This is a genomic window from Metabacillus hrfriensis, assembly GCF_030127205.1.
Classification (GTDB): Bacteria; Bacillota; Bacilli; order Bacillales; family Bacillaceae; genus Bacillus_P; species Bacillus_P dongyingensis.
In genome coordinates, this window is the sequence record NZ_CP126116.1 from 1669808 (window position 1) to 1695025 (window position 25218).

24 protein-coding genes are annotated in these 25218 nt (G+C 38.4%); 13 read left to right on the top strand and 11 right to left on the bottom strand.

The genetic code is table 11. From position 1 onward, the window contains the following. Positions 1-107: 107 nt before the first annotated feature. From QLQ22_RS08260 to QLQ22_RS08270, 3 genes are all read left to right on the top strand, one after another. Positions 108-2042 carry a PTS fructose transporter subunit IIABC gene (locus QLQ22_RS08260; RefSeq protein WP_284016423.1) on the top strand — a complete coding sequence of 645 codons (1935 nt, stop codon included), beginning with the start codon at positions 108-110 and terminating at the stop codon, positions 2040-2042. Positions 2043-2226: 184 nt separating this feature from the next. Continuing rightward, complete coding sequence (gene manA, locus QLQ22_RS08265; RefSeq protein WP_223443269.1) at positions 2227-3168, top strand: mannose-6-phosphate isomerase, class I; 942 nt, start codon at positions 2227-2229, stop codon at positions 3166-3168. A gap of 261 nt (positions 3169-3429) precedes the next feature. Then, positions 3430-4443: a DUF3231 family protein gene (locus QLQ22_RS08270; RefSeq protein ID WP_223441106.1), complete on the top strand. Its 1014-nt coding sequence runs from the start codon at positions 3430-3432 to the stop codon at positions 4441-4443. A 164-nt stretch (positions 4444-4607) separates the two neighbouring features. On the opposite strand, the gene QLQ22_RS08275 is transcribed toward QLQ22_RS08270, so the two are convergent. Beyond that, a complete protein-coding gene (locus tag QLQ22_RS08275) occupies positions 4608-5231 on the bottom strand; it encodes a LysE family translocator (RefSeq protein ID WP_284016424.1) in 624 nt (207 codons plus the stop codon). Between the two features lie 391 nt (positions 5232-5622). On the opposite strand from QLQ22_RS08275, the gene QLQ22_RS08280 reads away from it, so the two are divergent. The 4 genes from QLQ22_RS08280 to QLQ22_RS08295 all read left to right on the top strand — a co-directional run bounded on the left by QLQ22_RS08280 (position 5623) and on the right by QLQ22_RS08295 (position 10922). Next, a complete protein-coding gene (locus QLQ22_RS08280; RefSeq protein ID WP_223441112.1) occupies positions 5623-5802 on the top strand; it encodes a small acid-soluble spore protein H in 180 nt (59 codons plus the stop codon). A gap of 746 nt (positions 5803-6548) precedes the next feature. Next, positions 6549-7697, top strand: coding sequence for a glycoside hydrolase family 76 protein (locus tag QLQ22_RS08285; RefSeq protein ID WP_284016425.1), 1149 nt, complete (start codon positions 6549-6551; stop codon positions 7695-7697). Between the two features lie 12 nt (positions 7698-7709). Then, the gene (locus QLQ22_RS08290; protein ID WP_223441116.1) at positions 7710-9254 is read left to right on the top strand and encodes a GxGYxYP domain-containing protein; all 1545 of its coding nucleotides are present in this window, start codon (positions 7710-7712) and stop codon (positions 9252-9254) included. A 486-nt stretch (positions 9255-9740) separates the two neighbouring features. Next, positions 9741-10922: a DHH family phosphoesterase gene (locus QLQ22_RS08295; RefSeq protein WP_252208461.1), complete on the top strand. Its 1182-nt coding sequence runs from the start codon at positions 9741-9743 to the stop codon at positions 10920-10922. On the opposite strand, the gene QLQ22_RS25120 is transcribed toward QLQ22_RS08295, so the two are convergent. Continuing rightward, positions 10915-11112 carry a DUF2533 family protein gene (locus QLQ22_RS25120; protein ID WP_420828834.1) on the bottom strand — a complete coding sequence of 66 codons (198 nt, stop codon included), beginning with the start codon at positions 11110-11112 and terminating at the stop codon, positions 10915-10917. The genes QLQ22_RS08295 and QLQ22_RS25120 overlap by 8 nt on opposite strands. A 446-nt stretch (positions 11113-11558) precedes the next feature. Then, positions 11559-11696 carry a hypothetical protein gene (locus QLQ22_RS08300; RefSeq protein WP_223441121.1) on the bottom strand — a complete coding sequence of 46 codons (138 nt, stop codon included), beginning with the start codon at positions 11694-11696 and terminating at the stop codon, positions 11559-11561. Positions 11697-11925: 229 nt separating this feature from the next. On the opposite strand from QLQ22_RS08300, the gene QLQ22_RS08305 reads away from it, so the two are divergent. From QLQ22_RS08305 to QLQ22_RS08315, 3 genes are all read left to right on the top strand, one after another. Beyond that, positions 11926-12153, top strand: a complete 228-nt coding sequence (locus tag QLQ22_RS08305; protein ID WP_223441124.1) for a hypothetical protein — start codon at positions 11926-11928, stop codon at positions 12151-12153. A 349-nt stretch (positions 12154-12502) separates the two neighbouring features. Next, positions 12503-13423: a patatin-like phospholipase family protein gene (locus QLQ22_RS08310; RefSeq protein WP_223441127.1), complete on the top strand. Its 921-nt coding sequence runs from the start codon at positions 12503-12505 to the stop codon at positions 13421-13423. A gap of 288 nt (positions 13424-13711) precedes the next feature. Beyond that, positions 13712-15340, top strand: a complete 1629-nt coding sequence (locus QLQ22_RS08315; RefSeq protein WP_223441129.1) for a M14 family metallopeptidase — start codon at positions 13712-13714, stop codon at positions 15338-15340. 50 nt (positions 15341-15390) lie between these two features. Here QLQ22_RS08315 and QLQ22_RS08320 read toward each other — a convergent pair whose 3' ends face one another. The 8 genes from QLQ22_RS08320 to QLQ22_RS08355 all read right to left on the bottom strand — a co-directional run bounded on the left by QLQ22_RS08320 (position 15391) and on the right by QLQ22_RS08355 (position 22597). Beyond that, positions 15391-16569: a NupC/NupG family nucleoside CNT transporter gene (locus tag QLQ22_RS08320; protein WP_252208463.1), complete on the bottom strand. Its 1179-nt coding sequence runs from the start codon at positions 16567-16569 to the stop codon at positions 15391-15393. A gap of 171 nt (positions 16570-16740) precedes the next feature. Continuing rightward, the gene (locus tag QLQ22_RS08325) at positions 16741-17358 is read right to left on the bottom strand and encodes a YczE/YyaS/YitT family protein (protein ID WP_284016427.1); all 618 of its coding nucleotides are present in this window, start codon (positions 17356-17358) and stop codon (positions 16741-16743) included. 281 nt (positions 17359-17639) lie between these two features. Then, on the bottom strand, positions 17640-18368 hold the full coding sequence (locus tag QLQ22_RS08330; RefSeq protein ID WP_223443271.1) for an amino acid ABC transporter ATP-binding protein: 729 nt from the start codon (positions 18366-18368) through the stop codon (positions 17640-17642). A 29-nt stretch (positions 18369-18397) separates the two neighbouring features. Next, the gene (locus QLQ22_RS08335) at positions 18398-19063 is read right to left on the bottom strand and encodes an amino acid ABC transporter permease (RefSeq protein ID WP_223441136.1); all 666 of its coding nucleotides are present in this window, start codon (positions 19061-19063) and stop codon (positions 18398-18400) included. A gap of 33 nt (positions 19064-19096) precedes the next feature. Further along, positions 19097-19876, bottom strand: coding sequence for a transporter substrate-binding domain-containing protein (locus QLQ22_RS08340; protein ID WP_223441138.1), 780 nt, complete (start codon positions 19874-19876; stop codon positions 19097-19099). A gap of 1282 nt (positions 19877-21158) precedes the next feature. After that, on the bottom strand, positions 21159-21662 hold the full coding sequence (locus tag QLQ22_RS08345; protein ID WP_284016428.1) for a GNAT family protein: 504 nt from the start codon (positions 21660-21662) through the stop codon (positions 21159-21161). A 160-nt stretch (positions 21663-21822) separates the two neighbouring features. Further along, on the bottom strand, positions 21823-22086 hold the full coding sequence (locus tag QLQ22_RS08350; protein ID WP_223441143.1) for a hypothetical protein: 264 nt from the start codon (positions 22084-22086) through the stop codon (positions 21823-21825). A gap of 79 nt (positions 22087-22165) precedes the next feature. Next, positions 22166-22597, bottom strand: a complete 432-nt coding sequence (locus tag QLQ22_RS08355; protein ID WP_420828835.1) for a pyridoxamine 5'-phosphate oxidase family protein — start codon at positions 22595-22597, stop codon at positions 22166-22168. Positions 22598-22752: 155 nt separating this feature from the next. Between QLQ22_RS08355 and QLQ22_RS08360 the strand changes: the two genes are divergently transcribed. From QLQ22_RS08360 to QLQ22_RS08370, 3 genes are read left to right on the top strand one after another with little or no spacing between them, the layout of a single operon-like run. Further along, positions 22753-24204 (top strand): FAD-binding oxidoreductase, encoded by a 1452-nt coding sequence (locus QLQ22_RS08360; RefSeq protein ID WP_284016429.1) that lies wholly within the window; start codon positions 22753-22755, stop codon positions 24202-24204. Further along, complete coding sequence (locus QLQ22_RS08365) at positions 24194-24802, top strand: MFS transporter (protein WP_284016430.1); 609 nt, start codon at positions 24194-24196, stop codon at positions 24800-24802. The genes QLQ22_RS08360 and QLQ22_RS08365 overlap by 11 nt, the downstream gene beginning before the upstream one ends. After that, positions 24768-25211, top strand: a complete 444-nt coding sequence (locus QLQ22_RS08370) for a GNAT family N-acetyltransferase (protein ID WP_223441151.1) — start codon at positions 24768-24770, stop codon at positions 25209-25211. Before QLQ22_RS08365 ends, QLQ22_RS08370 begins: the two co-directional genes overlap by 35 nt. Positions 25212-25218 lie beyond the last annotated feature (7 nt).

Consider the following 25218-nt stretch of genomic DNA (forward strand, 5'->3'; position numbering starts at 1 on the left):
AACCGATATTTCCGGAAGCTGCGGTAAAAAGTTAAACTTTTCCCCTCGTTTTTTCGCGTTATAGTATGAATGTAAGCGATTGCGAAACAAATTTAGGAGGATTAGAAATGAAGATATTAGCGATTACATCCTGTCCAAACGGGATTGCTCATACTTATATGGCTGCAGAAAATCTTCAAAAAGCTGCTGAAAAGTTAGGCGTTCAAATGAAGGTTGAAACCCAGGGCTCAATCGGGGTAGAAAATGAATTTACTGAGAAGGATATTCGTGAGGCGGACGGTATTATTATCGCTGCTGACAAATCAGTTAATAAAGATCGGTTTATTGGCAAAAAGGTGTTAGTTGCTGGTGTTCAAGACGGAATACGCAAGCCAGAAGAATTAATTAATAAAATAAGCGGCGACGTACCTGTGTACAAAGCATCAAAGGCTGCAGAAAAAAATCATAAAAAAGAAGAAAAACAAAATCCTTTTTACCGGCATTTAATGAATGGGGTTTCTTATATGATTCCATTCATTGTAATTGGCGGATTATTAATTGCGATTGCATTAACTCTCGGAGGAGAAAAGACTCCTGGAGGCCTTGTGATTCCGGATGATTCATTCTGGAAAACGATCGAAAAGCTCGGTGGAGCATCCTTTACATTCATGATTCCAATTCTGGCAGGATTCATTGCCGTTAGTATTGCAGATAGACCTGGTTTAGCTCCTGGTATGATTGGCGGATATATTGCAGCAAATGGCAGTTTTTACGGAAGTGAAGCTGGTGCAGGCTTTATCGGCGGTATTATCGCGGGTTTCTTAGCGGGGTATGTAGCTTTAGGTATTAAAAAACTAAAAGTACCAAAAGCCATTCAGCCGATTATGCCAATTATCATCATCCCGATCATTGCGTCACTTATTGTCGGTCTCGTATTTGTTTATATTCTTGGAGCACCTGTTGCCCAAGTTTTCGAATCATTAACATCATGGTTAGCAAGCATGCAAGGTACAAGTTCAATCCTGCTGGCATTAATTTTAGGTGCAATGATATCCTTTGATATGGGAGGTCCTGTAAATAAGGTTGCGTTTCTTTTCGGATCTGCAATGATTGCAGAAGGAAACTATGAAATCATGGGCCCAATCGCAGTTGCAATCTGTATACCGCCTATTGGAATGGGACTTGCAACGTTCTTAGGAAAGAAAAAATTCCAGCCTGCAGAAAGAGAAGCAGGTAAAGCGTCATTTACAATGGGATTATTCGGAATCACAGAAGGAGCAATTCCGTTTGCAGCTCAAGATCCGCTTCGTGTCATTCCAAGTATTATGGCCGGTTCTATGATTGGTTCAGTTATCGCAATGCTTGGACATGTTGGAGATAAAGTTGCACATGGAGGACCGATCGTTGCCGTACTCGGAGCTGTTGATAATGTTCTGATGTTTTTTATCGCCGTAATTGCAGGTGCGTTTGTAACAGCTCTATTGGTCAATATCTTGAAAAGAGATGTTCAGACATTAGATACCCCTGATGCAAAAGAAGCTGAAGAAACCCAAGAAGTACCGCAAAAAACACATCAAAAAGAGATCAAGACAGCAAATATAGAAATTAAAAAATTAACAGATATCACCAGTCCGGAGCTAATTGACGTAAATCTAGCCGGATTAACACGTGATGATGTTATTGATGAAATGATACAAAAGTTAGATGATGCAGGAGCATTAAGTTCAACTTCAGACTTCAAACAGGCGATATTAAACCGAGAACAAGAAAGCTCAACAGGAATTGGCATGAACATTGCTATCCCTCACGGAAAATCAATTGCCGTAAAGAAACCTCGCGTTGTTTTTGGTCTCAAAAAAGACGGGGTAGACTGGAAAAGCCTTGATGGTACAGATGCAAAGCTGATTTTCATGATTGCTGTTCCTAAGGATAGTGAAGGGAATGAACATTTAAAAATCCTTCAAATGCTTTCTCGTAAACTGATGGATGAAAGCTATAGAGAACAATTATTAGCTGTTAAAACAAAAGAAGAAGCCTTTCAGCTTTTAGAATCGATTGAATAGGTTCGTTGCCAAGATTGTTCAGCCCTCAAACTAAAGGATGAATGTCAGCCCTTTTCTCATTTTTTTAATGGGAAAAGGGCCTTTTGAAAAAAGATGTTTCAAAGGACACAGTATGACAGCTTAGAGACAAAGACAGGTATACTTAAAAAATAAAAAGAATGAAAGGGAGAGAATTGTTTTGACCATTGAGCCATTGTTTTTTGAACCTATTTTTAAAGAAAGAATTTGGGGCGGAAAGAACCTGACTTCCTTCGGATATGATATTCCATTTAATCAAACAGGAGAGTGCTGGGCATTTGCAGCACATTCAAATGGACAAAGTGTTGTAAAAAATGGTGCATATAAAGGGTTATCCTTGGGTGAACTATGGGAAAAACACCGTGAGTTATTTGGAAATACAGCAGGAGACCGTTTTCCTCTTCTTACTAAAATATTAGACGCAAATCAAGACTTATCGGTTCAGGTTCACCCTAATGATGAGTATGCCAGGATTCATGAGAATGGAGAGTTAGGGAAAACCGAATGCTGGTATATTATTGATTGTAAAGAAAATGCCGAAATTATTTATGGACATCATGCAAAAACACAAGAAGAATTAATCCGAATGATTAATGATGAGGAATGGGATAAACTGCTTCGTTCAGTAAAAGTCAAACCAGGTGATTTCTTCTATGTGCCCAGTGGAACCATACATGCGATTGGTGAAGGTATTATCATTTTAGAGACGCAGCAAAACTCTGACACTACTTACCGTGTATATGATTATAATCGGAAGGATTCAGAAGGGAATCACCGTGAGCTTCATATTCAAAAAAGCATCGAAGTAACTGAAGTTCCTTTCACAGCAAATAAATTAAATACTCAACCTGAAAAAATAGCGGGCTTAACGATCGATTCACTCATTGAATGTCCTTACTTCACAGTACAAAAATGGGAATTAGACGGTACAGCCAGCTTAAAACAGCAAAAACCTTTTCTTCTTGCCAGTGTCATTCATGGAGAAGGAGAACTAATCCATAATGGAAATCATTCCTTCTTTAAAAAAGGAGACCACTTTTTATTACCTGGTGAATTCGGTGAATTCGGGCTTGCAGGTAAATCAGAACTTATTATTTCAAGTATATAAAGGGTGCTATTGTATAGACCTGATATCTTAATCGACAGAGAGAAGTATGTAGAAAAAGAGCTTGCTATTATTTATTTCAAATAGCAAGCTCTTTTTTTAATTACAAGACCTTGTTCATCTTGCAAAATTCAAGCGGTCATTGGTAAAGAGGCATCCTAGCGGGGAGAATAGAACCAAGACTGCACTATTTATATTGAATATTAATCCATTGTTTGAATTATAATAACGAAATAATTAAGTAACAAAAAAAGGGTGATCTATATGGGAGATATTAATCATAACACTCGTCTAACCTCAGCTGAAATATCAAACCTTTGGAGTCAGTTTGTGAATGATAGTATGGCGCTTTGTGTAATTAGTTATTATTTGAAAAATGTAAAAGATAATGACATTCGTTCTGTTCTTGAATTTGCATTAGACTTATCACATTCGCATATAGAAAGCATTAAAGAATTTTTTATGCAAGATAATTATCCTATCCCAAAAGGATTTACAATTGAAGACGATGTTAACCTCAAGGCACCTCCTTTATTTTCTGATCCATTTTTGCTTGTCTATTTGCATATCATGACGATACATGGATTATTAGGCTACGCTGGAGCAGTAGGTACTTCTATTCGCGAAGATCAAAGAAAATACTTTATTAAATGCAATATGGAAGCGATGGAATTATATAACATGATAATGGATGCTATGCTAAATAAGGGGATAGTAAGCAGACCACCAGCTATTAACGCACCGGATAAAATTCAATTTGTGGAAAAACAAAGCTATTTAACGGGTTGGTTGGGAAGGAAAAGACCACTAAACGCTATAGAGGTAAGCGGTATTTATTTTAATATGCTAAAGAATGTCGTAAAAATAGTATTGGAAATCGGATTTAGTCAAGTTGCAGAATCTAAAGAAGTCCGTGAATACATCCAAAGAGGTAAAGGACTTTGTGATAAGCAATTTACTATTCTAAGTTCTTTTTTATCGGAAGATAATCTTCACTCCCCCAAAAAATGGGATGATGAAGTTACAAGCTCAACAGTTTCGCCATTTTCAGATAAACTGTTGATTTTTCATATTGTATCATTGATTTCAACTGCTTCTGCATATTATGGCGCAGCTTATTCCCTTAGCCAAAGACGTGATTTGGCAGCAGAGTATCTACTCTTGATAGCGGATGTTACAAAGTACGCTGAAGATGGTGTAAACATCATGATAGATAACGGCTGGATGGAGCAGCCGCCTATATTTGATGACCGGAATGACTTGGCCAATAAAAAGTAATGGGAGATCTATAACAATTATGAATAAAAAACTTTAATAATATATATTTGAACCCCTGGTAATTTTCTTTTGATGCAATCACGTTCCTTTGCTCCTTATTATTAGGGAGCTATTTATATGGGAAACAAAAAATAAGAAAGGACAACTCTAAGAGTTGTCCTTTCTTATTTTTCACTAAACGCGATTTGCAATCCAATAAAGCCCAGCAGTGAACCTTTTATGACGTTCATTCTCTTTGCTATAAACGTTTTTCTTAATAGCAGATTACGTATTTTATCCGAAAATACACTAACTGCTATAAAAATGATTAAAGCCTGTACCATAAAAATAATTCCTAAAATAAGCATTTGGATTGATGCATGCCCCATCGTTTTATCAACGAATTGAGGTAATAATGCTAAAAAGAATAAGGATACTTTAGGATTTAGAATGTTCATCAAAATCCCTTTTTTGTACAATGATTTATAGTTTAAAGAATTCTGTTTGCCAATTGCAAAATCAGATTCTCTTTCTCTAAAAGACTGCCAAGCTAAAAACAATAAATAAGATGCCCCGGCGTATTTAACAATTGCAAAAGCCAGCGCTGATTGATAAATTACTGCTGAAATGCCAAGTGTCGCTGCAGATATGTGTATGACAAGTCCTGAGCAAAGCCCCAATGCTGTTGTTATACCAGCTTTTTTATTTTGTGAGATACTTTGGGCAATGACAAACAGGATATCTGGACCAGGCATCAAAGTAAGAAAGATTGCCGTACCTAAAAAGGATAATACTACTATTACTTCCATTTTATCAGTCCCTCCAAATATTGAAATAAAATTTCATTTAATTATAAATCTAAACTTTTCCAAAACTAAAGTAAAGGAACTATTTAGTCTTAAGGAGACAGTAGTAAAGGGTATGTGTTATTTTATCTTTTTTTCGCCCATTGAATTTTGTAAAAGCCTGATAATGTGCATATAAGCGATAAAAAAGGCAAGTATATCAATCCATACCAGCTATTCGATCAGTTTTAATGGTTCAAGGATTTCAATTTTCTTCCTAAGCTCAAGGACAACCGGGCTAGTGAGTAACTATATTTAACAATTAAATCTTTATTATGTTGAATAACAAGAATAATTATATTGTTTGAAGTTAACATTATGACTTGATTGTTATAAAAAGAGAGGGGGTCTTAATATGAACAAACAACGTGCACAAGAGATTGCTGCATCACCAGTTATGGCTAATGTAACCTATAATGAAACTCCAATCTATATTCAGAATGTGGATGAAAACAATGAAACAGCTAGAATTTATCCTATTGATGAACCACAGAATGAACAAGTGGTTCCTTTGTCTAACTTAATAGAACATTAAATCTTCAAAGCGATTTCATAAGATGTGTTCGGCGAGCGGATCTCAGGATGGAAGCAAATTAATGAAACGCACAAGGCAGTATTATCGGGATCACTCCTTAACTCATATGCACGGTATTCGGCCGAGAACATCCTCTTTGTGTGTCCGGATGTGACTGTTGCACATATTCGACAATACCCGGCGACTGATGGTCAAGGCAGTCTAGCTATTTACGTGATGGTCAAAGAACAGGGAACGCGGCAGGTCGCTGCAGGACAGAATACGCTAATCCAATCACCTTATTTCAACTAAAGAGTTGCGTTAGTAAAGATCGGAGCTGCCTTTTAGGCAGCTTTCTTTCTTTTATCAACTATCTGGTTTCAAGCTAATTATTGATAATTAACCTGATTTTATAGGAATAATCGTTTTTGGGGTCTTATTATATGATTAAAGTTATAGCCCTAAGTATTTTTCACGTCGTCTAATAGGAGAAAAGTAATAAAGGTTTTTTAAGAAATGGATCTTTTATCCATGTTTCAAATTAGACCTATTTCCTTTTTGACGAAATATTCAGATTATATATAATCAATATGTAGATATATATCGTTATATTTTTCATGTGTATCTATATAACAACATACCAACAGAGAATGAAAACAGCAGAAACGAACGGATCTGCTGTTTTTTCTTCATAGGGAAAACACCAATCAAATGACAGGAGGTTAAAAGGGTTAGCCAGTTCAATTAAATTTACTTAGGAGGTTTTTATGAAATCAATTGTTAGTCTGCTAATTACATTGAGCATCTTCTTATCAATCTTTAGTCCAATGAGTGTTCAGGCAAAACAGCATCAAACGCAAAATGCAGAAAGAGCCGTTCAGTCATATGAGTCTCTGCAGCAATACTTTTATAAGGAAGATTCAAAATTGTATTTAGAGGAATTTCCCTATCAAAGCGGAAATCCATATTCCTATGTTTGGCCTTTTTCTCAAGCGATGGCAGGAACTATTGACCTATCAGGAGTACCAAAGATAGGTTCAGATTATGAAGATGATGTACAAGACCGTTTAGATGCGCTTGAACTGTATTGGAACGAAGAAAAACAGCCAAAAGGCTATGACTCTTATGTCCTTGCTCCGTATGGACATGGGGGAGATTTTTTTTATGACGATAATGAATGGATTGGTCTTGAGTTTATTCAGCTCTATAAAATGACTCATGACAAGAAATATTTAGAAAGAGCAAAAGAAATATTCAATCTTGTTGTCTTTGGATGGGACAATGATCCATCTCATCCTGCTTCTGGCGGCGTCTTTTGGACACAAGCATCCTGGAGCAGCGATCGAAATACAGTATCAAATGCCCCAGGGGCCGAGCTTGGGTTCCATCTGTACGAAATAACAGGCCAGACACATTATTTTCAATGGGCAAAGAAAATGTATGATTGGACAAATGAATACATGCTCGCACCTAACGGGCTTTTTTGGGATCATATTGATTTAGCGGGCACGATTGAAAAAACGCAATGGAGCTACAACCAGGGTGTAATGATTGGAGCGAATGTTCTTTTATACCGTATTACGAATGAGAAAAAATATTTAACAAGATCAGAAAGCATTGCAAATGCAGCTTTAGCCTATTACGAAGAAGAAGAGCGACTGTATAAACAGCCAGCGAGATTCAATGCGATTTTCTTTAAGAACCTTTTATTGCTAGAAGCAGAAACAAAAAACAAAGAATATTCCCATGCGATGCAAACCTATGCAGACAAGGTCTGGGAGCAGTATCGAGACCCTGAAACCGGACTATTTAAATTTGACGGTGAACATTCTGTTACTCTTCTGGAACAATCAGCTATGGTGCAAATTTATGCTTCGCTTGCCTGGAAGAAAAAAGATTACCGGAAAAAAGCTTAATGGAGGTGTTATATGAATAATCGTAAAAAGATCATATCATGGATGACCATTCTGCTTATCTTGATGGCTTGTCATCCACTATATACAACAGCTAAAGCACAGGATCCGGAGCATATTTACGTTATCAAAACGTCTGAAATGTCGGCTGAAGAAGCGACAATGATTGCCACTCTTCAAGGCTTATTGGCTCAGCAAAACTCAAAAATTCAGCTTTACCTTGACCGCGAATATGGCGGGTATCAAACATGGTTAAAGGACTTGGAAGAAAACTATGGCATCCCGTACTCTTATACCGACAACCCTTGGGAACTTGTGAAGAAATCAAAAATAAAGGACTATATTCTTTTTAAAAAAGGAGATGATTCGATCAATTCCGCAACAAGCTTAGCTGGGGTGACAGGAGCAATTGCGGTTGAGGAAAGTCTTGTGGGCAAAGCAGAATTTTATGGTTTAAAAGAAAAAATGGATGTGAGAGGCAAAGATGAAAAATGGGTAAAGGATCATTATTGGCCACAATTTAAGAAGGATAAAATTGTTGAACAAAAAGAGGATTTTGCCTTTCAATTAAGAGATTTTGCAGTGAAAGAAAAGTCGATGATTTTTTATGACGGAAACTCGCCTTTCCGTTCTGAGTTAATGGAGGGACTAAAAAAAGATTCAACAGCATTTGGATGGGGAGATGCATCCTCAGGGGAGGATCAGTTTATATCTCCATCATCAAAAGCCGGTGTATTTACGATTCCTTCTGACCATGCTTCTAATCTATCGATGTTATCATCTATTAAAACCGGACCTCTTAAGCAGAAAACAGCCGATACAAAGCGTCCGGCAAACAAAAACACCCATTATGTTACATTTTTGATGACAGATGGAGATAATGTCCAGTGGCTTCTCGGTGATTTTCAATCAGACAACAGGTGGTATTCGAGCAAAGAAAGAGGCACTTTCAATATGGGCTGGGGAATATCCCCGCTGCTTTCTGAACTTGCTCCTTCCGTTATGAACTGGTATTATGAAAGCGCTTCACACGGTGAGCACTCTGATCAATTTGTAGTCGGACCATCCGGCAATGGCTATATGTATCCGAGTCAATATCCAGAGAAAGAATTAAATAAGCATGTAAAAAAGCTAAATCAATATATGGGTAAAACTGATCTGCACATTGCACAAATTATTGATTTCAACTCACTGGAAAATAAATCTCTTTGGAACAAATATACCTCGCAGAAGAATATAGACGCCTTGTTTTACCTTGAATATTCAAGGTATGACACCCATAAAGGGAAAATTGTCTGGTCAAACGATAAGCCGATCATATCTGCCAGAGAAATGTTATGGAGCGGACTTGCCGGTGCAGACGAAAAAAGTGTCATAGAAAGCATCAATTCAGCACCGCGAAATCCTGAAAGTGAACAAGGCTACACACTCGTATTGGTCCATGCATGGAGCAAGTCGCTTTCCGATGTGAAGACCGTAGTGGAACAGCTCAATTCAGATGTAGAGGTCGTGACACCAGAGGATTTTACTTCCCTCATTAAAGAAAATGTAACCCATTAACATATGGAAGGTGCAGAAATAAACCAACAGGTTCGGTTCAGAGGTGCAAAACATTAAAACAGCATAATATATAAATGCAATTAATCTGATGGTATATCGTAACATTACAACAAAGTAGGATGTCAAACTCCAGTTTGTAAAGTTGAAATAATTAATCCATAATGCAATGCAAAAAGGATTAATTCCCATCTTTCTTATTATGTATTGAAGATTGTGAAAGTGTGTGTTTAAAGTATCGGGCTCGATACCTGGAGATCAGCCAGGTGACCTCCAGATTTTTCCTTCTTCAAATAATCGGCACAATTGCGGAATAAGTGAAGAATCGATTTAGGGGGATTTTGATGGAAAGCCATATTAACAATTGGGCGGGAAAGTGAAGAAACTATATAAATCATTAAAGCTGACTTGAAGGGAGGACCTTCAGTCAGCTTTTTATTTACATGTTAATCAATAGTTAAACCTATACTATCTTTTGAGGTGAAGAATATGTATAAACTGTTATCTCATAATGATCTCGATGGAGTTGGCTGCGGTATTTTAGCAAAACTTTCTTTTGGCGAGCAGGTCAAAGTACGCTACAATTCTATTTCAGGTCTTAATCGTGAAGTGGAATGGTTCTTAGAAAATGAGGGGAAGGAAACTTTCTTATTTATTACAGATTTGTCCGTAAGTGAAGAAAATGAAAAAAGACTGGAAGAATTCTTTCAAGCAGGGGGAAAGGTTAAGTTGATTGATCACCATAAAACGGCTCTCCGTTATAATGATTATAAGTGGGGGCACGTTGTGGTGGAGGGTGAGGAAGGGAAGTTAACTTCAGCTACTTCCTTATTATATGAATACCTCATATCTCATCAACTAATGGAGCCATCAGACGCAACAGCGGAATTTGTTGAACTCGTAAGACAATACGATACGTGGGAGTGGGAGAAAAATGAAAACCACCATGCACAGCGACTGAATGCATTATTTTTTCTTCTCTCAATAGATCAATTTGAAGAAAAAATGATTTCCCGGCTGCAAACGAGTGATCATTTCTACTTTGATGAATTTGAAACAAAAATCCTTGATATGGAAGAAAATAAAATTGACAGATATATTCGCAGGAAAAGAAGGGAGCTCGTTCAAACAGAGGTTGGGGGACTTTTTGCGGGTGTGGTTTATGCGGAATCGTATCACTCAGAACTCGGGAATGAACTCGGTAAAGAAAACCCGCACCTAGATTATATAGCCATATTAAATATTGGCGGCAAACGAATGGGTTTTCGAACAATTCACGATCATATTGATGTGTCTGATGTTGCTACACAATTCGGTGGCGGGGGACATGCAAAAGCATCCGGCTGCACCTTAACAGAAGATGCCTACAAGCAATTCGCAATTGATACCTATCATCTTGAACCGTTACCAGAAGATGCGAAAAGAAATCGATATAATGTAAAAGAATCCACTTTTGGTACCATGTATAAAAACAGAAGTGACGAGATCTATCTTATATATCCTTTAGAAAATGGGGAATGGGGGATTGAAAAAAATAAAACAATAACGGAACAGACCCACCCAAGTTTTGAAGAAGCAGAAAAGTTCTTAAAAAGAAAATATTCAGTATGGCTTGTAAATGATGATAATTTCGTCAGAAACTTAATGGAAGAAGTAAAAAAGGCTAAATAATTTTAAAAAAAGCGAACAGCGACAGTGTTCGCTTTTGAGATGAACACCATTTTATTAATTTATTTACGTATTCCTGAATCATTTCAACGGTAACATTTTGTTTAAGTGGAATATTACGTAAATTGAGTCGGTTCATCTTATTTGTCACTTCATTGATTTTATCTGTTGTAAAAGGTTCCATATTTACCATAACTCAGTCGCTTCGTCAATACATTTCTCACGCTGCTAGTGGGCAATAATGGAAGAACAAAAAGGAACTCCATAAAAATCTGGAGTTCCTTATTTTTATTTACCACTTAAATTGGTATTAGAATTAGCAGTACAAATAAACGCACTCTGCTGAACAGCATATGCTTGCTATTTCTTATGCTAATTTATGTGTTGAAAATAGCATTGTTTCCCTATAAAAACCTTTTAAATCACTAAAAAAGCATACCAGAAGCTATGCTAATTGGTATGCTAATTTGTGTGCTATTTATACTGCTAATTAATATGTTAACACCCCGCAACCGAACCCGTTAAAAATAAACACGGCACCCATAATCTCTTTCACAAGAAATATGTGAAGGCCATATGCGTTCCCTTAAGCTTCTGAGACGTTGTTTTAAAAGCATTTATCCAGGCATTGCTTTTATCTTAATACTCTATTGCATCGAAATCTTTAGGCTGAGGGACCGGCTGCCCGTTTTCGCTGTTAGAAATATCATTAATTGTTTGCAGCTCCGATTGGCTTTCTTTATGATCCTTTTCATTTTGCTTTTCTTGCTTTTTCATGGTAATTACCCCTTCCAATTGTTCTAAAAATTAATATGCACCACTTAAGGTTTCATCATGCATCAATGAAAAATGCTCACTTGAAAGTCGATTGAATCATTTTTTTATCTGACAGATCGTGCATTTTCTATTTGAAAATCCAGGCAGATTTGCTGGGAAAAGTGAATAAACAGCAATCTAAAGTTAATTCTATATACATAAAGAAAGAATGTTAAAAGGAGATTACATCGTGAATCCATATGAAATAAATAACATGATTATTGATGACGAGTTTGATGGCGAAGAATCGGTGACAGCTGATTTTACTCACAATAATAAAGAATATAGTGTTACTTTCAAAAAAGCAGACCTTGAAATAATTAATTCCTGGGTTTTCGAGGATGGTACATCTATTCCTGCAAATTTATCAGACAATATGATTGAATCATTAAAAGAAGATGTTAAAAAGAGGATCTAGCCGCGTGTACTAGATCTTTTTTTATGGGTCCCGAAAGATCTATATTTGATTTTTTCTAATACTTATTAAAAGTGGCGATTAGTCTTTAAGTCCATTTGGATATGATCAATTGTCATTCTTTGAGAATAATGCATGGCGATAGCCTGAATTGATTTTTGCTGATTAAACATGATTCTTTCCCATATACAGCCATGAGGTCAGGCTTCATTCTGGAGAGCAATGGTTCGTTCACGACTCATTCATCTTATTATATTGGGTGGAATGAATCATTTGAACATTGTGAACAGGAATTTTCAAATAGAATCTTGAAGGTAAGAGAAAGAAAATTTATCATGCGAGGTGACAGCTAATGAAGGCAGATGCCGTATTTGAAGGCGGTGGGGTGAGGGGAATTGCTTTCACAGGAGCTATCCAGGCGATGGAGGAAGAACAGGTAGAGTGGGAAAGGCTTGCCGGGACCTCGGCAGGAGCCGTTATCGCTTCACTTCTGGCCTGCGGCTATAAGAGCTATGAAATTCGTGATTTGCTGAAAGAAATGGATGTCTCAAAATTTAGAGGAAAATCATTCCTGAACTATATTCCGATAGTCGGAAGCCTGTTTGAGCTTATGATTCATTTAGGATTTTACAAGAATGATTACTTGGAAAAATGGGTGGAATCGCTTCTTGCCGCAAAAGGCATCAGGACGTTTGCTGATTTGCCTGAAAATAAATTGAAGATTATTGCTTCTGATGTATCAAATGGTGAAATTCTTATATTGCCAGATGATTTAACAAAGTACAGCATGACCCGAAGCGACTTGAAAATTTCAACAGCTGTCATGATGAGTGCATCCCTTCCATTTTTTTTTCGGCCAGTCATATGGAAATCAAAATCGAGATATAAATCTTATATTTTAGATGGCGGGCTGCTCAGCAACTTTCCCATTTGGATTTTTGATTCAAAAGATGAACCCCGTTTTCCGACGTTTGGCTTTCGGTTTGTAAAGGATGAGATTAAGATGGGTGCGGTGATTCCGACACCTGTTCATCTTTTTAAAAATATCTTTAAAACAATGCTTCAGGCCCATGATCTCAGACATTTGACAGAAGAAACAAAGGGAAGGACGATTCAAATTCCAACTGGAGGCATTACTGCAACAGATTTTGAGCTGACAGATGAAGAAATTGATTTTCTTTATGAATCCGGATATTTATCAGCAAAGGCGTTTTTAGAAGATTGGAATTTTGAGAAATATAAAGAATTACGAAAGAAAAAGAATAAAGTTTAGACCAAAGGAAATAAAAAAAGCCAACAAATCATTTTGATATTTAAGATTTTTTTTGGATTGTAAAAATGCTTCTAAAGGGTGAGTGTCTATAAATTATCATCTAGTGGATGGTACATTCTTTCTATAAATATTTCGATTTACGAAATATTCGTTGCATCTTTTGTCCTGCTTAACGTAAATCGAATGTAAGAATCGAATATCATGAGTATAACAAACTATTCTTAATTTTTTGAAAATAATCAGTCTTTCCTCTATCATTAGATTCATAAGAAAAAGAGGAGGCAGTCCATGAAAAAGGTTCTTAAGAAAAGCTCAATTCCAGTATTATTGACAGCCAGTTTTTTATTAGCCCCTGCAGTCAGTGCAGAAACTCCTTATTACGGAAAGGATTACAGCCAGCCTGAACAGGTACGGCATCTTTTTCCTGAGGTAGAGGCAACGGATGGAACACCTGCATTTGTGAAAGATGAAGAAGCATTTACAACTCAGGAGGAAATGCTTGCTTACATAGAAGAGCTGAAAGGGAAGAGTCCATACGTTTCGGTGAAAAACATCGGCACCTCACAAAATGGCCTTGAAATACCGGCCCTCTATTTTACTAAAGATCAAAAAATCAATCCCAGTTATTTATCACAAAAACCAACTGTGTGGATTCAAAGTCAGATTCACGGCAATGAGCCGGCAAGCGGAGAATCGATTTTAGCGATTGCAAACCGATTGACAGGTGATCTTGGAGACGAGGTATTAGATAAAATTAACGTCATTGTCGTTCCGCGGGTGAATCCGGATGGCTCGTACAATTTTAAACGTCAGCTGCAAAACGGACTTGATGGAAACCGGGACCATGTAAAGCTTGATTCTCCAGAGGTACAGGCTATTCATCATGAATTTAACAAATTTACGCCTGAAGTTGTGATTGATGCGCATGAATACTCCCCGTATACGAGTTCATTTGATCAATTCGGCGAGGACGGGCTGCTAAAGTATCATGACATCCTCCTATTATCGGGAAGAAACTTAAACATTCCTGAAAAAATCCGCGCAATGTCCGACAATCTGTATGTAGACCCGACTTTAAATACTTTAGAAGACATGGGCTTTACAGGTGACCGCTATTATACAACTGGTGTAACAAACGGAGAAATCGACATTCTTGAAGGGGGAACTGAACCCCGCATTGGACGGAACTCGTTTGGCTTGCAGACATCGTTTTCATTTTTAGTAGAGAGCCGCGGAATTGCCATTGGGAGAGAAGATTTCGGCCGCCGTGTTGCCGCTCAAATCGCAACCCACGAGCATATTTTAAGGCAGACCGCAGAGAATGCGAAAAAGGTAAAAACGACAGTTGCCTTAGAACGGGCAAAGCTTGTTAGAAAAGGACTGCTTCCTAATGATAAAGATCCAATCATCATAAACAGCGAAGCTGCTGAGCTTGAAAATCAAACACTTGAAATGATTGATATCGCTTCAGGTACTGTAAAAGATATTCCAGTGAACTATTTCAGCGCAACAGAAGCAGAACCGACGTTAACGAGAGAACGCCCGACAGCCTATGTGCTGAAGCCTGAACAGGCAGAAATTGCTGCCAAGCTTCAGAATCAGGGATTGAAAGGGTTCCAGCTGCCAAAGCAAATGAAGCTGTCAGTTGAAGCTTACGATGTAACGAGCAAAGAGAACACGGAGAAGTATGAAGGCAAACAGCTTGTAGAAGTACAGACAGAGCTTGAAAAGAAAGATGTCGTGTTCCCAAAAGGCACATATGTATTCTTATCTGCACAGCCAGAAAACAACTTGCTGTCACTCTCTTTAGAGCCGGAATCGATTGACAGCTATGTCACATTTGGATACATTCCTTCTGAAGTTGGAAAAGAGCTGCCGGTCTACAGGTTTATGCTTAACGGGAAGAAGCTGAAGTAAGGGGAAAAAACAAAAAAAGCAGCGGGATAAACATTCCCGGCTGCTTTTTCTTATAGTACGATACTAACAATGATCGCAGATAAAATACTTACAAGTGTAGCACCGTAAAGCAGTTTCAATCCAAAGCGGGCAACAACGTTCCCTTGTTTTTCATGAAGTCCTTTAACAGCACCTGCAATGATTCCGATAGAAGAGAAGTTCGCAAAAGATACTAGGAACACAGAGATTATTCCAAGTGTGCGTTCGCTGAAGTTCTCAGAGACTTTTGCCAAATCCATCATCGCAACGAATTCGTTTGTCACTAATTTAGTAGCCATAATTCCGCCGGCAGCAACTGCTTCACTCATAGGAACACCCATAATGAACGCAATTGGTGCAAAAATGTAGCCCAAGATTCCCTGGAATGTAATGCCGAAAATCATATCAAAAATATTGTTTACAGCAGCAATTAAGGCAACGAAGCCGATAAGCATTGCTCCTACGATAATAGCTACTTTAAATCCGTCCATGATATATTCGCCAAGCATTTCGAAGAAAGATTGCTTTTCTTCTTGAATTACCAAGATATCTTCTTCATCTGTAACAGTATAAGGATTGATAATCGATGCGATAATGAATCCGCCGAACAGGTTGATGACGATTGCCGTTACAACATATCTTGGCTCGATCATAGTCATGTAAGCACCAACGATAGACATGGATACGGTTGACATAGCGGATGCACAAAGCGTGTAAAGTCGCTGTGATGTTAATTGGCCCAGCTGTTTTTTTACGGTGATGAATACTTCAGATTGTCCAACAATGGCAGATGCTACAGCGTTATAAGATTCTAATTTACCCATTCCATTGATCTTGCTTAGAACAAGACCGATTCCTTTCATAATAAAAGGAAGAATTTTAAGGTATTGGAAGATGCCAATAAGTGCTGAAATAAAGACGATTGGAAGTAAAACATTCAAGAAGAACGGAGCTTGTCCATCATTGGCAATTCCGCCGAAAACAAAGGAGATCCCTTCGTTTGCATATCCTAATAATTTTCCGAAACCATTCGCAATAGCTGTGATCATGACAAGACCAAATTTAGTATTCAGCAGCAGGAAAGTTAAAAGAATTTGAATCACAATCATAAGAGCTACAGGTTTGAATTTAATTTTTTTGCGGTCGCTGCTTGCAACCCATGCTAATCCAAGAACGATTGCAAGACCGAGCAGTGCTATTAGGTATTTCATTTTCTTCACCTCTGAGATATATTTAAAAGCATTTTGAAAAGGAAATCTGTATACGCTTTCATCTAATTCCATAAAAGATAGTCAGCGTCATCTGATGTCTGACCTCTGACGTATTCAACTATAATAGATTTATAGGAACAAATCAACCCTATATTTAAAAAGAATTTTGTTTTATTTATAAGATAGTTTGCTACTCATTTTAAATAATAAACCTTCAAATTTAGGGTAAAAATACTGAACAACAAACCCTAATGTAAGCGTGACGATAAATGTCCCGATTCCTATAGCCCCTTGAAAAATAAAAGCAAGAAGCAGTGCAAATGCTTCACTGATGATTCTTGAGTTTCTTAAGTTCAAGCCAAAACGTGTATGAATGGCTACCATTAATGTATCCATCGGGCTTGCAGGAAATTTAGCCTGCAGATAAATGGCTACTCCGACGCCCATTGAAAGAATGCCGGCGATAAGAGCTGAAGCCTGGAAAAACAGAACAGTTGGTGAATAATGCTTTAAAACAACCAATAGCCAGAAATCAATCAGTGCTCCAATTAAAAGAATACTTGCTGCTGCTAAAAGTTCAGGCTTTTTCTTCAGAAAAAATGCATTAATAAAAATTAAAGCGATTCCATTAATGAAAATACAAGTTCCGACTGTCAGGCCAAACATGTTTGATTCACCTACAGCCAGTGCATCCCAAGAGGAAGCGCCTAAACCTGATTTTATAATTAATGCTACACCCAGTGTTAAAATCAATAATCCTGTAATAAAAAATAAAGCTCTTTCTTTCACTTAAAAATCCCCTCTCAAGCTGACATCTATTGTAATTATTTGGATGTTAGTCATCAGACCTCTTTGAACCGTTTTCATCATACTCAATTCTGCCTGCAAAAGCAATATGAAATTTATTGTAAAGAGAACAAAAAAAAGACGAGAGATTCTAAAATCTCTCGTCCAGTCTGGTTATTTAGATATTGATACAAGTCAAAAATGTTGTGGATAATATAAAATTAGCTGCGGCTATGTCCGGCGCCGAGATCCCCGGCAACCAAGGCGCGTTTTAACTTTTGTGATTAATTCAGCTGTGTCGTTTTAAGAAATTCTTTCGTACGCTCTTCTTGGGGATTCGTAAAAAAGTCATCTGGGTGACCTCTCTCAACAATGCGTCCTTCGTTCATATAAACAATCCAATCGGCCACCTCACGTGCAAATTGCATTTCATGGGTCACGACAACCATCGTCATTCCCTCTACAGCAAGTTCCTTCATGGTAGCTAAAACTTCACCCACAAGCTCCGGATCAAGAGCTGAAGTTGGTTCATCAAAAAGCATAATTTCAGGCTTCATCGCAAGGGCGCGGGCAATGGCCACACGCTGCTTCTGACCGCCGGAGAGCTTGTTGGGATACACATCGGCTTTGTCAGAAAGACCTACTTTTTCAAGCAGGACACGAGCTTCAGAGGCTGCCTGATCTTTCTTCATTTTTTTCACCATTAAAGGTGCTTCCATAATATTTTCAATGACTGTTTTGTGCGGAAATAATTGAAAATGCTGAAACACCATTCCGACTTTTTGGCGAACCTCATTGATGTCATGTGTCGCTTGAGTAATTTCCTCGCCATTAATGATGATTTTCCCATTGTCTTTTTTCTCAAGAAAGTTCAGACATCTGAGCAGGGTGCTTTTTCCAGATCCGCTGGAGCCGATCAGACAAACAACATCGCTCTCATTTACTTTCAAATCAATATCTTTTAATACGTGCAGATCACCGAATGATTTATTCAGCTTTTCAACCTTAATCATTTCTTTCGTTTCCAAAAATCATTACCTCCTTAGCGGTCGCTGATTGACATTTTCTTTTCCAGACCATTAACAATAAGGGTTAAAATGGCCACTAAAATTAAGTAATAAACGGCAACAATTAATAAGAATGTCATTTCATCAAAGTTATTTGAACCGAGTGTGGTCGCCACATTAAAGAGCTCGTTTATAGAAATAAAGGCTGCAAGTGATGAATCCTTCAGCCCGATAATCATCTGGTTTCCAAGCGGCGGAAGAGCGCGTCTGAAAGCCTGGGGCATAATGATCCGTCTCAATGTAAGGCCTCTTGTCATACCAAGAGAGCGGCCTGCTTCCATCTGTCCTTTATCAATGGACTGAATGGTTCCGCGAAATATTTCGGCAATATAGGCTCCATTATGAAAGGCAAGTGCCAGTGATGCAGCCCAGAAATCAGGAATTAGAAAAAGTCCGCTAAAGCCGAAGTACAAGATGAAAATTTGGACAATCAAAGGCGTCCCGCGAACTAAATAAATGTAAGCATCCGAGATAATGCCAAGGACTTTTAATTTCGAAATTTTTAAAAGGGCAAAAAAGAGGCCAATAACAATACCGATTAATATTGAAACAACCGTTAACTGCAGGGTAATAAGCATCGCATCAAAAAAGACGCCCTTGTTCGCAACTAACGAATCGAAAAAATGTGAAAAACTAGGCAAAATGAACAACATCCTTTCTGTGCAATTGGTGGGTTATTCAGGTTTCGTCGTAATGTCTTCTCCGAAGTAGTCAATGCTGATTTTCTTCAGGGTACCGTCCTGTCTGAGTTTTTCCAGCGCTTCATTCACTCTTTTTAAGAGAAGGGGATTATCCTGTGGAATGACAACGGCCTGCTCGCTTCGTTCAATAAGCTGCTGTCCGGCTATGTCAAATCCGCCTTTAGCTGCACTTTTTCCTGTTACAAAATCAGTTATGACCGCGTCATGCCGGCCTGTACTCAGCGCTTTAAGGGCAGTAATATCGCTATCGTACATCTTTATGTTCTTCGTGTATTTTTCTGCGGTTGCAGCATATGTAGAACCTTTGGCTACGGCAACTTCTTTTCCTTCTAAATCTTCTACTGTTTTAATATCACTGTCAGGACGTGTGAAAATCTGAGGACCCGAGTAGTAGTAGGGAGTGGAAAAAGAAACATGCTTTGCACGCTGATCGTTGATGGTATGGCTTGCAACTGCTGCATCTGCTCGGCCGGTTTTCACACCTTCAACGATTCCTTTAAATTTGATCCGCTTTTGAACAGGTTCAAGGCCAAGCTCCTTTGCGATGGCTTCGCCGACAGCAACATCAAACCCGGTCATCGTCATATCATCCTTAACATAGCTGAATGGCTTGAACTCACCTGAAGCCGCGAATACAAATTCATCTTTGTCAATCAGTTCTGCGCCATCTGATAATTTCTCTTTTTCTGCGCAGGCGCTAAGCATGCAGACAAGAAAAAGGGCAGAGAATAAGAGTAATGCTTTTTTTCTCATTGAAGGATCATGGCTCCTTTCTTTTTTTGAAATAGCTCGATTATGGTAAACAGGAAAAAATGCACTAGTTGTATATACCCTAAGTTTCAGGAGAGAAAACCTATCATTTTGTAAAATTAGAAATGATGGGCGAGTGGGAGAGGGGATTGATTCATGAAAAGCAGTATGAAGCACTTATCTGGTGTAGAAACCGCAGTAAGTGCAGCAAATTCAGTTTTGCAGCACTTATTTCGTGTCGGAGCCCATATTAAATGCAGCAAATTCGGTTTTGGAACACTTATTTTGTGTCGGAGCCCATATTAAGTGCAGCAAATTCGGTTTTGGAACACTTATTTTGTGTCGGAGCCCATATTAAGTGCTGTAAATTCGGTTTTGGAACACTTATTTTGTGTCGGAGCTTGCAGTAAGTGCAGCAAATTCAGTTTTGAAGCACTTATATAGTGTCGGAGCCCATATTAAGTGCAGCAAATTCAGTTTTGAAGCACTTATCTGGTGTAGAAGCCCGCAGTAAGTGCAGCAAATTCGGTTATGAAACACTTATCTGGTGTAGAAGCCCGCAGTAAGTGCAGCAAATTCGGTTAAGAAGCACTTTTCTGGTATAGAAGCCCGCATTAAGTGCAGCAAATTCAGTTTTGAAGCACTTATCTGGTGTAGAAGCCTACATTAAGTGCAGCAAATTCAGTTTTGAAGCACTTATCTGGTGCTGAAGCCTGCAGTAAGTGCAGCAAATTCGGCTATGAAACACTTATCTGGTGTGAAGCCCGCAGTAAGTGCTACAAATTCGGTTCTGAAGCACTTATATCGTGTCGGAGCCCATATTAAGTGCTGTAAATTCAGTTTTGAAGCACTTATCTGGTGTAGAAGCCCACATTAAGTGCAGCAAATTCGGTTATGAAACACTTATTTCGTGTTGAAGCCCACATTAAGTGCTGTAAACCGCATTTAAAGGATTCCACTTAAATCGCCTAATTTGAACGCGTTCATTGAGTCGTTTCACAGTATTTTAGAACGGAGTGTTATCAACGAAGTTCACCTTTGAATCTTTTATCGAATAGATGAATTTATTGAATTCTATAATCATCACCGTGACCATGGCAGCTTAAATTATGAAAAGTATTCAAATGGAGATAATCAATTAGAAAAGGCGATCAACCTATGATCGCCTCAGAAGAAAGGAGAAATGTGTCCAAATAGGCTTTGCTGTAAAAAATCAAAATCCGGCTGGCAGAGCATCCTCCGCATTTTCTAGCCCAACAAAAAAGAAGCAGATCATATCTGCTTCTCAATACATATCATTCCACTCAATTTCGCCTGCTTGCTTCTCGTAGTCAATGTTTACTTTGAAGTCGTGTTTTTCATAAAAATGCACAAGACGGTCAACGTGATCCCAGTCTCGCTTGGCAATGTCGCCCGTGATGTAGGGGATGTTTTGATCCTTCGCAAACTCCTTTAAATAATTCATGCAAATGGATCCGTAGCCCTTATTTGCAGGGCCTTTAATATCTCCGATGTGGATCGCTTTATCGTCATTGTATGTGGCATGAATGGAAAAATCCCAGGTGCCCCGATAAGCAGATTCACAATCATTCAGCATCACCTTGCATGAATCACCGTCATTTTGTGCATAAACCACAACCCATTTATCTTCCTTCGTTTGATCAATTCCGACAACCTGCCACCGCTTTGCAATTTCCTTCAGATTATCCTGCATTCTAAAGAGCTGAAACTGAAGTTCTTCAGCGTCTATGGATGTCTGATCGCTGCGTGTTAATACAGAATTATACATACCTGACTCCTTCCCTAAATAAGATCCGAACGCAAAACACAGTATATAATTTTACTAGATTTTAAAAAGGGAATCAACCGTTTTGCCCGAATTGGCAAGAGTTGCAGATCTGTCTATTTTTATGAAAAAAAGCACCCGCATTCAAGCAGGTGCCATACCTTTATTCTTCTTCACTATCATAAATAAGATGGTCAAAGCTGTTATTATTAATGGCGTTGAGCTTCTCAATTTTATAAATTAAAAATTGATGGTCGTCACCGTACAGATCAAGTTTATTTGCTGCTTTATACTCCCGAAGCGCAGTCCGTGCTTTTGTTTCTTCAGTGAAAATCCCGACAACATTCGAAGCTTCTCCGCAGTCAGAACAGCCAATATCCACTACTACGTAATACATCTGATCACCTTCTAGTTTTGGTTCTTGCATTCATTTTCTCATGAGGCTCTTTTGAAAACAAGAAATCGGCACAAAAAGAACCGGCAGACTGATGCCGGCTGCTGGTTCCCTATACTTCTAATGTTTGCGGTGACTCTTGTCCGCTGTTCATTAATCTGATTTTATTTGGCTTGATCGCAAGAACGATATAATCAGGATCATTTGGTCCTTCAAACCAGTTTTTCATTTGATCATTCCAGATCTTTTCTTTTAATCGCTGATCTTCGCTGATGCTTGCCTTGCCTTCAAACTCAATATATTCATCTCCAAAACCTTCGCCTTCATAACCGAGCAGGATATGGACATTGGGATTTTCACCGATTTCTTCTGCTTTATGAGTGTTCTTATTTGTTGGTGTATAAAGCATTAATTCATCATTAAAGAATGTCATATAGCGGGAATGGGGCTTATTATCCACTACAGTAGAAAGCGTGCCGACCTTATGCTTTTTCAATATATCTAATACTTCTTTGTTTAATTTCTGCTTATCCAAGTGAAACATCTCCTTTTAGTAGGTGTTAGTGTATATATTCCTTTTTATTAGCAGATTAAAACATTGGAAGGTGCCGGCAGTTCATGAAAAACCGTATTGTTAAAAATAGCCACTAAGTGTAAAATGTAACTAAATAACACATTTTTCTATTTGGCGGTGGAACTATGAAAAAGAGATATTTAATGCTCCTCACTCTCGGATTTATCATTGTTTTTGCATGTTCACTAAAAGCGGCTTCAGAAGAAGAAAAAAATGATCCGTTAATCATGACAGATGTCAGCGGCTTAATGCCAATAAAAATTGATAAGGTCATAAAAGGAAAAGAGATTGAGTCATTCAAAAAAGCAATCAAAGAAGCAAGAGAGACGAATAAGAAAATTTCAATTGCGGGAAAGCAGCACAGTCAGGGAGGACATACTTATTACAAAGATGCAATCGTGCTTGATATGACTTCCTACAATAAGATTTTGGACTTTGATAAAGAGAATAAGACGATAACTGTTCAAAGCGGGGCGACTTGGGACGATATTCAGCGTTACGTCAATCCGCATGGACTTGCAGTCAAAGTCATGCAGTCTCAAAATATTTTCACGGTGGGAGGCTCGATGAGCGTGAATGTACATGGACGGGATATCCGCCATGGTTCTCTAATTGACAGTATTCAGTCCTTTCGATTGCTGAACGCCGATGGAGAAATTGTACGGGTCAGCAGAACAGAAAACGAAAAACTATTCCCGCTTGTCATAGGCGGATACGGATTGTTTGGAGTGATTTTAGACGCAGAAATCAGTTTAACGGATGATGAGCTCTATGTAATGAAAACAAAAGCTCTCGATTACAAAGAATATGCCGATTATTTTAAACAGGCAGTCAGAGGCAATGAAAAGGTCAGGATGCATTTTGCCAGATTATCCACTGCACCTGACTCTTTTTTGAGCGAAATGTATGTGACGAACTATGAGCTTGCAGGTGATCAGGGGGCCCGTACAGAATATGATGAACTAAGTGAAGAAAAGAATGTTGCGCTCATGAAATTCCTGCTTGGTTTATCAAGAAACTACGATTGGGGAAAAAATGCTTTTTGGAATGCCCAAAAGTCATATTTTTTAAAAAAAGAAGATTCCTATATTACAAGAAATAATGTGATGCGGTCAGAGTCTGAGTTTCTGGAGTATGAACATGAAACAAATACGGATATTCTTCAGGAATACTTTGTCCCGGTTGATGCATTTCCTGACTATGTGGACAGTCTGCGGAAGACATTGACTGAGGAAGAGCTGAATCTATTTAATATGACCATTCGCTATGTTGATCACAATGAAGACGCTGTTTTGTCCTACAGCCGAGATGAAATGTTTGCCTTCGTTTTATTAATCAATCAGGGTTTGTCTGATGATGAAATAAAGAAGACCAGAAACGTGATCCGAAAGATGATTGATGTCACCCTTTCTTTTGGCGGCACATATTATTTGCCTTATCAGCCTTATCCGACTAAGGAGCAAATGAAGCGTGCGTATCCAAGAACAGATGAGTTTTTCGGACTGAAGCGAACATATGACGAAAAGGAAATTTTTATGAATTACTTTTATGAGGAGTATGGCCGCGATGAAAAATGATTCGTTCAGAAGATTTGTTGCGGCTCAGAGCACCCTGTTTTTTGCGGGCAATTTCATCTTCCCATTCTATATTTTGTTTATAAAAAATGTAGGGTCCTCTTTTTCACAGTTCGGCATATCGTATGGATTATTTGGTCTCTCAGCAGCGCTTGTTCATCCGCTTCTAGGCCGTATGTCAGGAAAAATAAGCGACAAAGTGATGTTAGCGGTTTCTTCTTTCGGAATGGCTTTGATTCTTTTGTATTACCCGCACATAGGAACGATTGAAGAAGTATATGTATGTCAAATGATCATGGGCATCTTTGGCGCGATGCAGAAGCATGGGGAAAAAATGCTGTTGACGCAGTGGACGACGGAAGAAAAACGCGGCATGCAAGTTGGAAACTATCATTTTTTCACATCGCTTATGTCAGCGGCTGCGATCATGGGAGGCGGATTTTTAGCTCAGTACTTTACTGTAACATTTCTTTTTTTCATTGCCTCATCCGTCTACTTTATTGGCGGAGTCAGCGTTTTAAGAATATCAGATTCATACTTTGATAAGGAACAGAAGGTGCCGTACCATGCAGATTCAGCTCCATCCCATAACGAAGCATAATTGGGAAACATGTATATCGCTTAAGGTTCAAAAAGAGCAAGAGAGGTTTGTTGCGAGTAACCTGTATTCCCTGGCAGAATCAAGATTTGAAACCACCTTTTTGCCGCTGGGCCTTTATGCGGGAAATAAAATGATCGGCTTTGCGATGATCGGAAAGGATCCTAAAGATGGGGTGTACTGGCTGGTTCGGTTTATGGTTGATCAAGCCCATCAAGGAAAAGGGTATGGCTTTGCAGCTTTGCAGATTGTGCTCAGTTTTATGAAATCACGGTATGATGTCAGCCCATTTCTTTTACTTGGAGTCAATCCTGAGAATGGTCAGGCGATAAGGCTTTATCAAAAAGCCGGTTTTATTCATACAGGTAAAGTAGAAAACGGCGAGGCCATTTACCGGTTGGGTATATATTAAAGAAAGA

Excerpts from the sequence above, each read along its gene's own strand:
- QLQ22_RS08365 (WP_284016430.1), top strand. The coding sequence starts at position 24,194 with ATGAAAAATGATTCGTTCAGAAGATTTGTTGCGGCTCAGAGCACCCTG.
- QLQ22_RS08300 (WP_223441121.1), bottom strand. The coding sequence starts at position 11,696 with ATGAAAAAGCAAGAAAAGCAAAATGAAAAGGATCATAAAGAAAGCCAA.
- QLQ22_RS08310 (WP_223441127.1), top strand. The coding sequence starts at position 12,503 with ATGAAGGCAGATGCCGTATTTGAAGGCGGTGGGGTGAGGGGAATTGCT.
- QLQ22_RS08275 (WP_284016424.1), bottom strand. The coding sequence starts at position 5,231 with ATGGAAGTAATAGTAGTATTATCCTTTTTAGGTACGGCAATCTTTCTT.
- QLQ22_RS25120 (WP_420828834.1), bottom strand. The coding sequence starts at position 11,112 with ATGGTAAATATGGAACCTTTTACAACAGATAAAATCAATGAAGTGACA.
- QLQ22_RS08340 (WP_223441138.1), bottom strand. The coding sequence starts at position 19,876 with ATGAGAAAAAAAGCATTACTCTTATTCTCTGCCCTTTTTCTTGTCTGC.
- QLQ22_RS08270 (WP_223441106.1), top strand. The coding sequence starts at position 3,430 with ATGGGAGATATTAATCATAACACTCGTCTAACCTCAGCTGAAATATCA.
- QLQ22_RS08330 (WP_223443271.1), bottom strand. The coding sequence starts at position 18,368 with ATGATTAAGGTTGAAAAGCTGAATAAATCATTCGGTGATCTGCACGTA.
- QLQ22_RS08260 (WP_284016423.1), top strand. The coding sequence starts at position 108 with ATGAAGATATTAGCGATTACATCCTGTCCAAACGGGATTGCTCATACT.
- QLQ22_RS08320 (WP_252208463.1), bottom strand. The coding sequence starts at position 16,569 with ATGAAATACCTAATAGCACTGCTCGGTCTTGCAATCGTTCTTGGATTA.
- QLQ22_RS08280 (WP_223441112.1), top strand. The coding sequence starts at position 5,623 with ATGAACAAACAACGTGCACAAGAGATTGCTGCATCACCAGTTATGGCT.
- QLQ22_RS08370 (WP_223441151.1), top strand. The coding sequence starts at position 24,768 with ATGCAGATTCAGCTCCATCCCATAACGAAGCATAATTGGGAAACATGT.
- QLQ22_RS08295 (WP_252208461.1), top strand. The coding sequence starts at position 9,741 with ATGTATAAACTGTTATCTCATAATGATCTCGATGGAGTTGGCTGCGGT.
- QLQ22_RS08290 (WP_223441116.1), top strand. The coding sequence starts at position 7,710 with ATGAATAATCGTAAAAAGATCATATCATGGATGACCATTCTGCTTATC.
- QLQ22_RS08315 (WP_223441129.1), top strand. The coding sequence starts at position 13,712 with ATGAAAAAGGTTCTTAAGAAAAGCTCAATTCCAGTATTATTGACAGCC.
- QLQ22_RS08360 (WP_284016429.1), top strand. The coding sequence starts at position 22,753 with ATGAAAAAGAGATATTTAATGCTCCTCACTCTCGGATTTATCATTGTT.
- QLQ22_RS08350 (WP_223441143.1), bottom strand. The coding sequence starts at position 22,086 with ATGCAAGAACCAAAACTAGAAGGTGATCAGATGTATTACGTAGTAGTG.
- QLQ22_RS08285 (WP_284016425.1), top strand. The coding sequence starts at position 6,549 with ATGAAATCAATTGTTAGTCTGCTAATTACATTGAGCATCTTCTTATCA.
- QLQ22_RS08355 (WP_420828835.1), bottom strand. The coding sequence starts at position 22,597 with ATGTTTCACTTGGATAAGCAGAAATTAAACAAAGAAGTATTAGATATA.
- QLQ22_RS08345 (WP_284016428.1), bottom strand. The coding sequence starts at position 21,662 with ATGTATAATTCTGTATTAACACGCAGCGATCAGACATCCATAGACGCT.